This is a genomic window from Streptomyces sp. NBC_00461 (genome assembly GCF_036013935.1).
Classification (GTDB): domain Bacteria; phylum Actinomycetota; class Actinomycetes; order Streptomycetales; family Streptomycetaceae; genus Streptomyces.
The window spans coordinates 102,377-116,234 of the sequence record NZ_CP107902.1 but is presented as its reverse complement, the minus strand read 5'-3'; the positions used below and the strand labels follow the sequence as shown (position 1 = coordinate 116,234).

The window sequence follows — 13,858 nt, the reverse complement described above, 5'->3', positions numbered from 1 at the left end:
TCAGCGCCGCCTTCGCCCAGCGGCGCCGCGCAGCCGCCACACCACGAGAGCACCCACACCTGCACTGGCAGGCACCAGCCTCCACGCCCCGCCGGCCACGTCCTGATGACCGGCGGAGGCAGTGGTCGCGGCGCCGCGCTCGCAGTACGCCTTGGCCGGGCCCACGATCAGGGCGCAGGGATCCCGGTGCGCGGCGTCGGCGGCGAAGGCCTGTCCGGTGTGCGGCCACCACCCCTGCGGCACGCCCACCCCGAGGGCGAGCACGACGACGGCGAGCACGGTGAGGACGCTCACGGCGGCGACGCGCTTCGAGCGGGCACAGGACAACGTGGTCATCAGACGGTTTCCTTCGGACGGGTCTGTGCGGCCTCACCGGCAAGCGGCTTAGGCACCGTGGGGGAGACAGCGCTCGTGCGGCGTCCCGGCGTGGTGGTGATGGACGTGGTGATGCGCTCGATGCGGGGGATGGAGACCTTGATGCGGCCGGTGTTCTGCCGCGGGCACGTCAGCAGGAACTCGCCCTCCCGGCCGCGCTGCCCGACGGGGGACAGGCCGGTGGTCACCAGCCGCAGCAGTTCGCCGTCGGTCGGGTCGAGGCCGACGAACTCCAGCCCGCGGCGGGCGCGTTCACGGTCGGCGGTGCGGGCGAGTGCCCGGTAGGCCATCAGGCCTCGGTCGGGCCCGAGTTCCTCGGCGTCGTGCGAACCCGCCAGGAGCCCGGCGCCGTGCTTGCGGCCGTCGTGGAGGATCTCGTGGACCAAGGCCGTGCCCTCGGCGGACGAGGTGAGCCAGTACAGCTCGTCCAGGACCACCGCGGTGAACCGCTCGGGGTCCTCGAAAGCCGTCTGCCGGGCGATCGCGGCGATCAGGTAGAGCACCGCCCGGCCGATCAGCGCCTCCAGCGGCTGCTGGTGCAGGATCTCAGGGTTGGCGAACGCCGCCTTCGGAGGCAGCTTCAGACCAGTGGTGGTGATCACGATCATGTCGGAGGCGCTGGAGGCGTCCAACCTGACCGGCGGCAGCGTCGGGTCGAAGACCATCCGGGCCAGGGAGTTGGTCGCCACGACCCGGATGAGACCGGCGAGGGTCGCGGCCGCGTCCTGCCGTTTGCCCGCCTCGCGCGTGGCCATCTCCTCGAGGACCTCAAGGACACGGTGCATGGACGGGGCGTCGCTGAGGGCGGCCTGTTCGACGGCGTGGTGGAGGACCTCGCCGTTGGTGCTCATCGGGCCGATGCCGAGCTGCAGGGTGAGGTAGGACAGGGCGTAGTGGCGGCCCTCCGGCCCGTCGAACATGCGCAGCGGGTCGATGGACACCTCGGCCTGCGCGGCGTCGATGATCTGGACGCGGCCCTTGGCCGCGGTGCGGGCGAAGGTGGCCCACTCGCGCACGGGGGTGCGGTCGATGCAGATCGCGCAGCCGCCGCGCGCCCACACCGCCTCCGCGATCAGCTTCTGCAGGACGCTCTTGCCCGCGCCGAGATCCCCGACGATGCCCATCGACGCGGATGCGTCCACCTTGGGCGCATCCGCCACGTTGATCATGACGGGGCGGGTGGAGCCGCTGTCCTGGTCGATGCCGAGGAACATGCCGTTGGGGTCGCCGACCTCCGCAGCCGTGAAGGCCCCGCCCAGCGCCCAGTCTTCGGAGACCTGGTGCTGGGTGAACTCCCGTACGACGCCCGGCCGTACGGTGCCGGGCAGCCCCAGGGTGAACAGGGCCTCCTGCAGGCCGGCCGGGCGCACGGCGCGGTAGTCGGCGCCGCCGAGCAGCGCGGCCAGGGCGCGGGCCCTCGCGTCGCAGACGGCGGCGGTCGGCCCCCACACCGTCAGCACCGTCACCGACTGCACCTCCACCTCGACCGACGTACGGGACAGGCGGGCGTCCAGCTCGCCCAGGTCACGGGCGGCCTCGGTGAGCGAGGCGGGCATGCCGGTAGGGCGGGCGTCGTACTGATCGGCCTGGTCGATGAGTTCGTTCTTCTTGCGCCGCACCTGGTCGCGAGCCTTCTCTGCGGGCACGAGCGTCAGGTCGACGGTGTAGTCGACGGGAAAGTCGAGCATCTCCAGCTGGGTGAACAGGTCGGCGGCATCCTGGCTGATGGCGGGCGGGCACTCGGCCAGCGCCAACTGCGCCTGGTAGCCCACACCGTTGTCGGACTCGACCTGCAGCCAGCGCCGCCCCAGCGGTGATCCGGTGTTCACTCGCCACCAGGCCTTGCGGCCCGACCGGGTGATCCGGCCCGCGCTCTTGAGCTCGTCGACATCATCGAGGTCGGGGTCGATGCCGCCTTCCTGCAGGCGCACCTGGCCGAGGTCGGCGTAGCTGGGGGAGCGCAGCACCCCTTCACGGATCTGCCCGCCGTACAGCTCGCTGGTCTCGGCCTCCGCCAGCAGCGGCTCGGCAAGGCCGCGGTGGAGGGCGTGCTGGATCATCCACACGATCTCCGCCGGGCGGGCCGGGCGGAAAGCGATGCCGCCGGCGAGCGCGGCCTCCACCCGGGAGGCCTGCTCGCGGTAGGAGCTCACCTCGCGCCGGGCCACCGGCGCCAGCCGCATGCCCAGCATCGGCGCGACCTCGGCCCACGCCGCACCGAGGGACGCCGACACCTGCAGGCCGCCTGTTTCGGTCTGCAGGGGCACGGCCAGCCACAGGGTGCGGCGGTGCATCTCCTGGCCGTCCAGCAGATCCAGGGTGGCCTCGACGTTCTCCACCCACGGGTGCCGGCCCGCACCGGGTGCCTGCTCGGCCGGCTCGATGCCCTCGATCATCCTGAGGGCGATCTCGCCCGGGTCGACCTGCGCGCACATGCCGTACAGGCGCGGTGCCCCGGACAGAGAGCGCACCAAGTGGGTGATCTTGGCGAGCTGTTCGTCGCGGACGGGGGCGGGCACGTAGGTGCCCTGGACGGTCTCCTCGCGCCGGCCCTGCGCGTCCGGGCCCGGGTGCAGGCGGTAGACGGCCCACACGCTGCCCTGCGTGGACCACACCAGGTGCCCGGCGATGTGACGGATCGGCACCCTCATCGCGCACCCCCTTGCTGGGCGAGCGCGAGCAGCTGCTGCACGCCCGACACCGGCCCTGCCGCTACCGCGGGAGCAACTGGCTGTGTGCGGCGGGGTGCGGACGCGCGGTCTGTGGCCGGGCTCGGGTGCGGCGCCCGGGTTGGACCCCGCTGAACCGCGCGGGAGGGTGCGGCGTGCACAGCGGGATGGGGAGCGGGCGCGGGCGCGTCCTCGATGGTGAAGCCGCCGAGCAGCGGGTGGTCAGCGCGGTCGCGGGCGGCCCGCCCGCCGATCCGCCCTCCGCGGGGCTGCCAGCCGAGCAGCACCCAGCCCAAAGCGGCCTGCATCGGGGCACGGCCCCGGACCTTCGGCCGGCGCACCATCCAGATGACCAGGCCCCACCCGACGATGGGGACCGGCCCCATCCACGACCACCAGCCGATGGTCTTGATCAGAAGGAAGCCGCCGCCGACGGCGACCGCGATCTGCGCGGGCGTGTAGGGGCCGAGCGGGATTTTCCAGTCGGCGACCTTGCCCAGCACCCAGGGATGGCGGCGGGCGGAGGTGTAGAAGCGGCCCACCCGTGCCGCGGCGGCCGCGCTCACAGCCAGCCCCCGGCCCCGAGCGAATGGTCACGAGAGGCCGGGAGTTCGGACCGGACGATGCCGGGAACGGCGGGAGCGCCCTTGGGCGGGTTCTTCACCTCGTCGGTGAACATGTTCGCCAGGTCGTTGCGCGAGTTGTACAGACCCAGCGCGATCACCATCAACAGCAGGGCACCGATCCCCGCCTTGAGGCTGAACTTCTGGATCATGATGACGACGACCAGACAGATCAGACCGGCCTGCAGCCCCTTGGTCGCCCACTCCTTGAACATGTTGATCCAGCTGTTGCCGAGGTCGTCCAGCTGCCCGGCGAGCATCAGGCTGTGCACGGTGTTCATCGCCCGCCCCCGTCCTGGGCAGTCCCGGACTGAAGCGCGGCGACTTCCCACCGGCCGGAGCGGGCCTTGAGCGTGAGCTCGTACGCCAGCGGCCACCGGCCGGTCGCGTCACGGGCTTCCACCGAGGCCAGGACCCGCACCTTCGTGCCGTCCGCCGGCACCTGCTCGGCGGCCGCGGCCTCCTCGACGGCCGACACCTCCTGGACGGCGACCGCCGCGTACGGGGCGGGGGACACGGCGGTGAGCTTCACGCCGGGCGCGAGGTAGCGGTCGACCTCACCGGCCCCCGTCAGGTAGGCGGCGAGGAACTGCCCGAGAGCAGACGACAGATCACCCTCCGGAACGGGCACGGCGTACGACGACTTCGCCACCTCGGCCCGGGCCGGGCTGGCCACCACGCCAGGCGCACCGGTCACCGTGAACGAGGAGCCCGCGCTGTCGCAGACCACCGGCACGGCGTAGAACCGCACCGATCCGCCTGCGAACTGCGCAGCCACCGTCACCGACCACGCACCGGCGCCGCGCTGCGCACTGCGCACCGCCGTCACCGACTGAGGAGCCGATTGCGCATCGGCGACCGGGTCGGGCAGCTCGACGTCCGGCGCCATCGACTGCGCAAGCCGCGCCTGCGCACTCGTCTCGTCGTCCGCACTGCTGCGCAACCACGCGCCGACGAACACCTGCGCATAGCCGCCCGGGTCGGCGGCGTCCGACGCGGTGCGCATCGCAGTGGGCTTGGCCGCCGCTGCTGCCGCGACCGTGGTCGGGGTGGAGGCGACGGCGACGCACAGCGCGACGGGGCCGGCCGCGATGACGGTCCAGACCGCCACACGTGAGAGGCGTACGCGGCGGCGCATCGCCTCCAGCCGGGCGCCGGCCGCCATCGGAGCAGCGGCCTCGCTCCGTGCGGTCTGCTTGCCAGGGGACATGGTCAAACTCCCAGGTCAGAACGGATGTTGCTGACCTCGAGAAAACCCGCCGACCCCGACCCGACCACCGACCACGAACCCCCGACCACGGTCACGATGGGGACACGAAGTCCATGGTCGGGGTCATGGTCGGGCCGACCACGACCCCAACCATGGGCCAGACGTGAGCTGGCGGCAGGCCATCGCGCCCGGCGCGCGTTGCCCAGACCGGCGACCGCCAGGCGATCACGTGCCGCCCGGCCACAGGGCCCGGACACCGATGCGCAGACGGAAGCCGGCCGGGCCGCGACAGACGCCTGCGCAGTACGCGAGACGGACCTGCGCAAGAGGAGATCAGGAAGTCCGGGCGGACTGCGCAGCCTCCCCAGCACAACTCGACTGCGCAGGATCCCCAGACCGGTTGCGCAGCCCGATTGCGCAACGCCCGCCCAAGGCTGCGCAATCACCGAGCGCCCGGGCCGAAGGCGCCGTGGTAGGCCCGGCCATGAGCCCGACCACGGCAGCTAGACGGCTCCGTTGCCGGATCGTGACCGATGGTCGGGGCTCGTGGCCGCCGGTGTGGTCGGGGCCGGCGGGTGAGCTGACGACATGGAACACACGTACGCCTCCACACCCACGATCCCCGGCCGCCCCACCTCGGCGGGCCCGGTGTGCCGCCGTGGCCACAGCGCGCGGCACGCGTCGGGGACACGGCAGTGAGCCGCTTCGGGGCGGGGATCCACCGGGGCGTGATGGCGGCCGATCAGTTCACCCAGATCGCCAACGCGCTGTTCCGTGCTTCTGCGCTGTCCTTCAAAGCGAAGGGGATCTTCGGGTACGTCAGTACGCACAGGAACGGCTGGCAGGTGACCGTCACCGACCTCGTTCGCCTGGGCCCGGACGGACGCGAAGCGGTACGGACCGGCCTGCAGGAGCTCGAGGCACACGGCTACCTGATCCGTGAACGCCAGCGCCGCCCGGACGGCACGCTCGGCGAGATCGTCTACTGCATCACGGACCGCCCGGCCACCTTGGACATCGCGCTGATCGAAGGCGACTTGATGGTCACGGCCCCCGAGGCCGAGTACGCCGACGGCCTCCCAGCGGGGATCCGGCGGGGCGTGATGGCGGGCGATCAGTTCACCCAGATCGCCAACGGGCTCTTCCGCGACCCCCAGTTGTCCTTCAAGGCCAAGGGCCTGTTCGGACTGCTCTCGACGCACCGGGACGGCTGGCGGATGACCGTCTCCGACATCGCCCGCCGCGGCCGCGACGGTGACTCAGCCGTCAAGAGCGGCCTGAAGGAGCTGGAGAAGCACGGCTTCCTGGTCCGGGAACGCGAGCGCGGCCCAGACGGCACCCTCGGCGCGGCCGCGTACTTCATCACCGACCTGCCCGCTCTGCAAAGCAGCAGGTCACAACCAGAGTCGGGTTTTCCACCAGTGGATGACCCTACGTTGGCTGATCGGTCCACTAAGAACACCAACAGAAAGAAGACCACTCAGCAGAAGACCAGCCCCCTCCGTCCGTGCCGCGGCGACACGTCGCGACCACCTGGACGGACGGACCGGCCGCACACGCCGACGTCCCCGCCGGCCGCGCCCGCGACGGATGAGATGCACCCGGGGATCCGGCTGCTGCTCGAGCTCGGGGCGGCCCGCCCCGAGCTGCTGCTGACCGGGCAGGCGCTGACCGATCAAGGCCGCATCGTGACCGCGATGCTGGAAGCCGGCTGGAGCCGCGAGCAGCTGCATCACGTCGTCGCCGCGAGGCCGCTGCCGAATCCGGTACGGACCACGGTCGGCGCGATCATCGCCGCTCGCCTGCGCGCCGCCCAGGCCTACCCGCCGCCCGCCCTCACGGCCGGCCACCACGACACGCCCGCCGGGGACGACCAGCCGCCGCAGCCGGTGACCGCTTCCGCCGCCGCCCGCACGGTGGGCGAGGCCCTGACCTACCGGGCCCTCGTCGAATGCGCCGGCTGCGGCCATCCCGCAACCGCCCCCGGCGAGGACCTCTGCCCGGCTTGCCTCGGCTGGCCGCTGTGCCACACCTGCCCGGGCCCCACCCCCCGGCGCGCCCACCCGGACGGCGACGGCCGCTGCACCACCTGTGCCTCCGCATCGACCGACCACCTGGAAGGAAGCACCTCGTGACGGACACGCTCCACACACCGCCGCCGACCGCGGTCGCGCACCACGAGCACCCCTTCACCGGCCACCCGAGGCGGTGGGAGAAGGAACGCGCCCGCGCCCTGCGCACCGGCCACGTCCGCGACCACACCTGCTCGGCCGACTGCGAACCCGTGCTCGTCCACGAACGCACCCCGTGGGGCTGGCTCGCCTGGACCGTCCCCGGCGACGGCAGTCCGCCCGAGATCCCCCACCAGATCGGTGTGCTCACCCCGGCCGCGACCCGAGCGCAGCGCCTGGCCCCGCGCTGGCTGACCCGACGCCCCGCCCGACGCATCGCCCTGGGCAGCGTCCCCGGATCCCTGCGACTGTCCGCCGCGTGCGTCGCCCTCATCAGCGTGCTGGTCGGCCTGTTCGAGATAAGCCGCGGCGTCCCCACGGATGTCGCGCTGCCGGCGATGCTCCTTGCCCCGCTGCTCGCCGAGCACCTGCCCGACCGGATGGACGCCCGGGCTCGCGAACACGTCCACATCGTCGAAGGCGACGGCCCCTGCCGCTACCTGCAGCGCCTCGCCGCCCTGCATACCTCGCTCGTCCAGGCCGCCGCCGGCAGCGACCGCTACGAACTGCGCCGGCCGGCCGAGATCGGCCAGCACCTGCTGTGGGACGCCGCCAACCTGCTCCAGACCCGCGACGCCCGCTCGGCCCCAGCCGAACTCATCGCCCGCGAGCGGCTGATGCTCCAACTCGCCCACCAGGTCACCCAGATCCTCAAGCACACCGCGGACGACAACGCACCCGGAACGAACCAGGCCTGCGCTCCCGCACGACCCCTGAGCCCGTATGCGCCTGGCGCCCGACCGACGACCCATCCAGGCCCCCGTCATGCACCGACCCCACCGCCTCAGAAGGGAAGCCTCCCCATGTCCCAGCCCGAACTCAGCCAGGCCGTCCCCACCCCGGACGTCTACTTCCTGTTCGCGCACGAGCCCTACTACCCGGCCCCTGCCAAGGAGATCAACACCACCGTCGTGGCCGCATCCTCCCTGCTGCACCCCCGCGTACAACAGCCCGACGGCGCCCGCATCCACGCCCTCCTCGTCCATGGCCGCCGACCCGGCGAGATCGTGCCGCTGTCCACGCTCACCCACGAACTCGACGGGGGCGAACGCTGGCCCGAGGTCGGCGACTGGGAGACAGCCACCGAAGACCTGCTGCAGCTCATCCGTGCCCACGACTGCGACGCCCTCAATCTAGGCCTGCCTGAAATCGCTCGCGCCCTGGTGTGCAACGGTCCGCACGGCGAGATCCGTGCCGTCGACCCCGCCTCCGGGGCCCATTGGACGTACGGGTCGGCCGACCGTGTCGAGGTCCTCGTCGAGGTCGGCAGGCACCTGGCTTGGGCGGAAGCAGGATCGCCCCTGTGGCCCGGCGACGGTCTGCTTCCCCCGCTCAACTCCGCGGATGCCAAGTGATGATCGGCTACCAAGCCTGCGAAGTCTGCGTGGAGCTCCGCCGGTTGGTGGCCGGGCTCCGACAACTGAATGGCTCAGGGCCGGTAGCCGCCAAAGGCCTGTGGCCACCCCCGATTCGGAGGGTTACGGTCCGGTTCCGGAGTGGGGCGGGAGTTGCCGCCCGAGTGAGTGCCGATACCGTGGCACAGCGATCATCCCGTGCGCGCTGCACAGGGCGGTCGCCGAAAGAACACGACAAAAAACGGGGATACCTTGCTATGGCCCACCCGGCCCGCTCTGCCCACATAGGCCCTGCCACGCGCATTGGAGCGTTCGCCGCGGCCGTACTCTCAGCCGCGGCTACCTTGACCGGATGCTCTACCGCCGACAGCGCTTCCGAACCCGCGGGCGCTGCGCCGGCCGAGAGGCCGTTGCTCACCAAGGCCGAGGCGAACACGACGGTCGACGCCTATCAGAAGCTCAACAACCAGGCCAACGCCAAACGTTCCGCCTCACTCATGGCGAAGGCGGAGGGCGGCGCCGTCCTTGCGATGGACCAGGCGTACTTCACGCAGATCCCAGCCCTCGACAAGAGCGACGTCGCGGACAATATCGCTCCGTTCGTGTACGTCAACCGCACCTTCTACATCCCGCCCGCTTCCTCGAAGGCCAACTGGTTCCTGGTGCGCACCCAAGGCGCGCACCTCACCCACGGCAAGCCGGGCAAGCTGTGGTCAAAGGACATCAGGTTCCTCGTCTTCAAGCGCTCGGGTGACGGCTGGCGGATGGTCGTCGCCCGCGACTTCGAAGGGTCCGAGGTGGCCAAGGTGCCGCACATCGCGCTCGACAAGGCCGGGCTGATGAAGGTCGCCGACCCCGACACCAAGATCGGTAAGACGGCACCCTCGCAGCTGCCGGAACTAGTCACCGATCTGTGGGTGACAGGCGGCCGCAACACTCCGCTCGCCAACACCTCAGCCCGACGCATCGGCAGATCCTGGTACACCGAGCGGGAAAACAACCTGGACGGGCACGCCTGGGTCGACTTCAAGAAGACCGCCCCCCGCGCCGGGGACGTCTTCGCCGCGAAGACCGCTGACGGCGGCGCGCTCGTGTTGTCCGACAGCGCTGTCGATGAGACCTTCCTCGCCAAGGACCTGCAGTCCTACATCAACCTCGGCGACTCAGACAAGCCGTTCGTCAAGTACAACCCGGACGCGCAGATGTACAAGGTCGTCCGCCACTACGCACAGACTGAGCTCGGACTCATCTCCGCAGCCGGCAAGCCTGCCGTCTATTCCATCGGCACCCAGGTGACCAAGGTGGACGCCACACCAACAGCCGACATCAACTCATGATGGCCGCTCACGTACCGCGGCGGATCCTTGCCGCACCGGTGCTCACAGCGCTGGCGTCGTCCACATCAGAGATGCTCCGGCGCAGGAACTGAGCGATGGCCGGTTCCGCGAAACCGTACGGCTTCGCGGTGGAGGGGTGGCTGGCCTCTCCATACCGGCCATCGTGCGGTATCTGGTCCGCCGGGAGTTCGTCGATCCCATAAACCAGAGGCCGCGGTCTTACGGTATCCCGCCTGCGACGCGGTTCGGCGCGCTGCAGTCAGGACGTCGAGGAGCGGCGGGCGGCCAAGTCCTCGAGGCGGGAGCGTTTCCAGCGCTGCTGACGGGGGCGGCCGCCGCTGCCGCGCCGGTACTCGTATCCGTCGGGCTCCTCGAGGTCGGGCAGGAGCCCGTGCCCCAGCGCGCTGATGAAACTGTCGGCGTTGTTGTATCCGAGGATTCGGGCTGCTTCGGCGGCGCCGACCAGGTCCTCGTTCTCGTCCTGGTCGGCCGGCGGCAGCACACCGCGCTTGCGGGCGACGGCAACGACGGTGGCCCGGCGCCACTTCTTGCGCGCCCGGCCGCGGCTGCCTTCTTCCTTCTCCAGGGCGTCCGGCTCGGGCAGTTCGGGGATGCGCCCCTGGTAGAGGGCGCTGGAGAAGGAAGCCGTGCTGCTGTAGCCGAGGAGGCCGGCGACCTCGGGCGTGCCGAGGAGCTCGTCGGGATCCCCATCCGCCGACACATCAGGCCGCGCCGCCGGAGCGGAGCTGCGCCGGCCCTTGCCGGGGCGGTTGGACACCCAGGTGACGATCGTGCCGCGGCGCCACATCGGGCCGTCGGCGTCCTCGTCGGGCTCGGGGAAGTAGCCGGGCCGGTCGCGGAAGTAGCCGTCGATGGTCGACGTGCGGGTGTAACCCAGAAGCTGGGCCACCTCCCGCTTGGTCAGCAGCTCGTCCTGGTCAGCCTCGAGGACCGCGGCCGGCAGCGCGCGCTTCTTCGGGGCACGCTGCGCGAAGAATGCGGCAACCTCGTCGTGGCGCCAGAACCGCTTGCGGCCCTCGGTGTGCGCGACCGCGGGGAAGCCGCTGTCCGGGGTGTTGCTCCACTCGCTGACCCGGGGCTTGCTCGTGCCGAACTCGGACACGATCTGCGCGGTGTCCACGAGCCGGTCGGCGGAAGACATCGGGTCCCCTTGGAAGAGTCAGCACAGCGGGGCCGGCACTCGGACGAGCGCGACATGTTCGATAATGCCAAAGTGGGCGGTTTGTTGTCCAGCCTGACGGCAAATCCGTCTACAGCACTTCCTCGCCCAGCAGGCACACCCCGCAGCGTGCCGCACGCTCCGCCAGTTCCGTGTAGGCCATGGCGGCCGGCGCGGCGTCCCAGGTCACGAACGCGAGAGCGGAGACCGCCTCGTCGCGCGTCATTCCCTCCTCCCACGCCGCGCCCGCAGCGGCGCACCGCTCGGCGAGTTCGGCGTCGGACAGGCTCGAGGTCTCCCGGCCAACACCGGTCCGGACGTCGGCGACGCCCTCGCACCAGGCCCGGTGGCCCGCAGACAGCAAGTCGCGCAGCGTGCCCGGGTCGCTCACGCTCCGGGCCTGGGCGGCGAGCTCGAGCAGCAGGGCGGTGGGGTTCATCTCCATGGTCATCTCCTCATCCACTGTAGGGGGCGCCTGCCGCGCCGCGGGCATCGGCCGACGCGGCAGGCGGTGGTCATCAGCTGTGAACGGTGCAGCCCTCGCACAGGGCGCGGCCGCCGTGGCGAGCCAGCTCGGGTTCCTTGCGGGGCTCCTTCTGCAGCGCCGCCCGGACCTGCTTCGTGAGAGCGGTGAACTCCGGACCGTCGTCCGTGCAGACGACGCCGGGGTCGGGCGCCCCGCACTGGGCGGCGTGCCGGATCAGGTCGGCGATGCGCCAGTCCGCGCGGAAGCTGCGGAAGCTATCGCCCCGCACCCGCTCGACCTCGGCGTACAGGTCGGCCAGCCGCGGCCGCCGCCCGATGGAAAGCAACACGTCGTGCTTGGAAGCGAAGACACACAGCGAGCAGGAGCAGCGGGAGGTACCGGACCAGTCGCCGGCACCGGGCACGGAGTCGTACGTCCAGGAGTACGGAACCGGCGCGTCGGCGTGCCACTCCTTGACGGCGGCGGTGGACCAGTCCTTGACGGGCAGCCACTCGTCCACCACTCGCGCCCCGTTGACCTGCACCGTACGGAAGGCCGGGCGCTTCTTGCGGTCGGGGCCCTCATCGCTGCGCAAGCCCATGACCTTTAAGATCCGCACCGGTCGGCCGAGCTCGCGCTTGAGGCGGTCGACGAACGGCGTCCAGGCGGCGGAGACCACGCTCTCCTTGGCGCTCTTGCGGCAGTACGGGCTGCCCATCCGCGGGAACCGCCCGTACGCCACGATCTCGGTGAGCAGACTGTGCGGCATCCGGGTCCCGTCCGGGCCCGGCATCGTGCGGGTACCTCCAGGTGCCGGCCGGCGGGCACCCCGAACGCAGCGCTCTGCAGGGCAGCGAGCTCGGACACCCCCGGGTAGCGGATGCCGTCGAACACGACGGACGGCCACTCCAGGACCCCCAGGCTGGAGTGGTACGAGATCACCCGGTCGGCCACGCCGGCGGTGCGGGCGGCTTCCATGAACACGGCCATCATGACCGCGCTGTCTTTCCCGCCGGACAGCTGGGGCGCGAGCAGATCGTAGGAGGTCAGATCGGGCGTGATGGGCGGGCGGCTGCTGGGGCGCGAAGGCATGTCAACTCCAGTGAGACGAGCAGCGGACGGGGAACTCAGGGCGGACGGTGCCGCGGGTGTGCAGGGGGGCGATGGTTCGGGGTCGGGCTGGACCGGGAGCGTCACGGCGTTTCACCGCCGGTGGCCTCCTCCGGCAGACCGGTGCTGGCGAAGAGGGACATCTGCCCGTCCGGCGCGGGTGCGGGCACGGACGTCGAGCAGCGGGTCTCCGACCGCCGGGCGGACGGCTGTACCTCGGGGGCGTGAACGGCGGCCTCCTCGGCTTCGCCGTCGGGCGCGTGCGTGCAGGGGCAGATCCAGCGACAGGGCCGCTGGCCGGGGCCGTAGCGGATCACGGCGACGACGAAGCCGCGCCGGTCGGTGATGGTGCCGGCGGCGTCGTCGACGCGGGGGCCGTTGCGGCTGATGCACTGGTCGTGGTGTCCGGTGCGGCAGGGGTGGCAGGTGCCGGCCTCGCACGAGCACCACCGGTGGAAGCCGTGAGGGTAGGCGTCGTCGATCTTGCGCAGTGCCTTGGTCCAGGCGTTCGTGCGGACCCAGGCGCCTTCCTCCTTGGCCATGGGGGAGGCCACGGTGGAGGGGACGGGGTCGAGGATGCCCATGATCGATGCGCCCACGTAGCGCAGCCAGGTCGTCGTCATGCGTCGTCTCCGAACAGGGTTGGGGTGGTGTGGAGTTCCTTCATCCAGGCGAGGAGGCGGGGGAGGTTGGTGTCGGGGCCGAAGGCGAGATAGGTGCCGTCGGCGCTGGTGCAGCCGAAGGCCTGTGCGATGCGCAGCCGCCGGCGGGAGTTGACGCGGCCCATGTGGACGGCCAGGCCCCGCTCGCGGGCCTCAAGCGCGAGGCGGTGGGCGGCCGGTGAGGTCTTCCACTCGGTGGAGCCCGCGAGGAACAGCACGTCGATCAAGTCCCAGGGGATGAGGCCGTGTTCGCTGCCGTCCTGGGCGGCGAAGGCCGCCGGGATGCCCAGGGAGCGGATCGGCTCAAGCCAGGGCAGCGACTCGGGCAGGGTCGCCGCGGCGTCCATCGGGACGTCGGGGGCGACGGCCCACAGGCAGCGGTCCGGGCCGTAGCGGTCGAGGGTCGCCTTGAGCCAGGTGAACCAGGCCTCGGCGCCGGGCCAGCCCTTGCCGAACTTGCCATTGTCGCAGGCGTACAGGCAGCCGGGCGGGATCACGTTGCCCTGGGCCGGGGTCGTCATGCAGGCCAGCAGTCCGGCCCGCATGGCGGCCCGTGCGTCATCCCCGGACGGCGTGGCCAGGTACAGCACGGCGCAGAAGGCGAGACGGATCGGGGAGTAATGCCAGGTGAGCGCACACG

General features: G+C 71.4%; 13 protein-coding genes. 3 read left to right on the top strand and 10 right to left on the bottom strand.

Annotated elements, in window-relative coordinates:
• Genes OG870_RS00550 through OG870_RS00530 form a run of 5 tightly spaced genes read right to left on the bottom strand, consistent with a single transcriptional unit; the run spans window position 1 to window position 4,877 of the window.
• Entirely contained in the window at window positions 1-336 is a 336-nt protein-coding gene (locus OG870_RS00550) for a hypothetical protein (protein WP_266845057.1), read from the bottom strand.
• Complete coding sequence (locus OG870_RS00545; RefSeq protein ID WP_266927983.1) at window positions 336-3,026, bottom strand: ATP-binding protein; 2,691 nt, start codon at window positions 3,024-3,026, stop codon at window positions 336-338. Before OG870_RS00545 ends, OG870_RS00550 begins: the two co-directional genes overlap by 1 nt.
• Complete coding sequence (locus tag OG870_RS00540) at window positions 3,023-3,610, bottom strand: hypothetical protein (protein ID WP_266845055.1); 588 nt, start codon at window positions 3,608-3,610, stop codon at window positions 3,023-3,025. Before OG870_RS00540 ends, OG870_RS00545 begins: the two co-directional genes overlap by 4 nt.
• Window positions 3,607-3,948 (bottom strand): hypothetical protein, encoded by a 342-nt coding sequence (locus tag OG870_RS00535; protein WP_266845054.1) that lies wholly within the window; start codon window positions 3,946-3,948, stop codon window positions 3,607-3,609. The genes OG870_RS00540 and OG870_RS00535 overlap by 4 nt, the downstream gene beginning before the upstream one ends.
• Window positions 3,945-4,877 (bottom strand): conjugal transfer protein, encoded by a 933-nt coding sequence (locus tag OG870_RS00530; RefSeq protein WP_266845052.1) that lies wholly within the window; start codon window positions 4,875-4,877, stop codon window positions 3,945-3,947. The genes OG870_RS00535 and OG870_RS00530 overlap by 4 nt, the downstream gene beginning before the upstream one ends.
• A gap of 695 nt (window positions 4,878-5,572) precedes the next feature.
• Here OG870_RS00530 and OG870_RS00525 point away from each other — a divergent pair.
• The 3 genes from OG870_RS00525 to OG870_RS00515 all read left to right on the top strand — a co-directional run bounded on the left by OG870_RS00525 (window position 5,573) and on the right by OG870_RS00515 (window position 9,800).
• A complete protein-coding gene (locus tag OG870_RS00525) occupies window positions 5,573-7,012 on the top strand; it encodes a hypothetical protein (protein ID WP_266845050.1) in 1,440 nt (479 codons plus the stop codon).
• A complete protein-coding gene (locus OG870_RS00520; RefSeq protein WP_266845048.1) occupies window positions 7,009-8,463 on the top strand; it encodes a hypothetical protein in 1,455 nt (484 codons plus the stop codon). The genes OG870_RS00525 and OG870_RS00520 overlap by 4 nt, the downstream gene beginning before the upstream one ends.
• A gap of 344 nt (window positions 8,464-8,807) precedes the next feature.
• A complete protein-coding gene (locus OG870_RS00515; protein WP_266845046.1) occupies window positions 8,808-9,800 on the top strand; it encodes a hypothetical protein in 993 nt (330 codons plus the stop codon).
• Window positions 9,801-10,059: 259 nt separating this feature from the next.
• Here the strand turns inward: OG870_RS00515 and OG870_RS00510 are convergent, their stop codons facing one another.
• From OG870_RS00510 to OG870_RS00490, 5 genes are all read right to left on the bottom strand, one after another.
• Window positions 10,060-10,962: a hypothetical protein gene (locus OG870_RS00510; protein ID WP_266845044.1), complete on the bottom strand. Its 903-nt coding sequence runs from the start codon at window positions 10,960-10,962 to the stop codon at window positions 10,060-10,062.
• A 109-nt stretch (window positions 10,963-11,071) separates the two neighbouring features.
• Complete coding sequence (locus OG870_RS00505) at window positions 11,072-11,425, bottom strand: hypothetical protein (RefSeq protein WP_266845042.1); 354 nt, start codon at window positions 11,423-11,425, stop codon at window positions 11,072-11,074.
• 73 nt (window positions 11,426-11,498) lie between these two features.
• The gene (locus OG870_RS00500) at window positions 11,499-12,239 is read right to left on the bottom strand and encodes a phosphoadenosine phosphosulfate reductase (protein ID WP_266845040.1); all 741 of its coding nucleotides are present in this window, start codon (window positions 12,237-12,239) and stop codon (window positions 11,499-11,501) included.
• A gap of 400 nt (window positions 12,240-12,639) precedes the next feature.
• Entirely contained in the window at window positions 12,640-13,179 is a 540-nt protein-coding gene (locus OG870_RS00495; protein WP_266845038.1) for a DUF6248 family natural product biosynthesis protein, read from the bottom strand.
• Window positions 13,176-13,808 (bottom strand): hypothetical protein, encoded by a 633-nt coding sequence (locus OG870_RS00490; protein ID WP_266845036.1) that lies wholly within the window; start codon window positions 13,806-13,808, stop codon window positions 13,176-13,178. The genes OG870_RS00495 and OG870_RS00490 overlap by 4 nt, the downstream gene beginning before the upstream one ends.
• Window positions 13,809-13,858 lie beyond the last annotated feature (50 nt).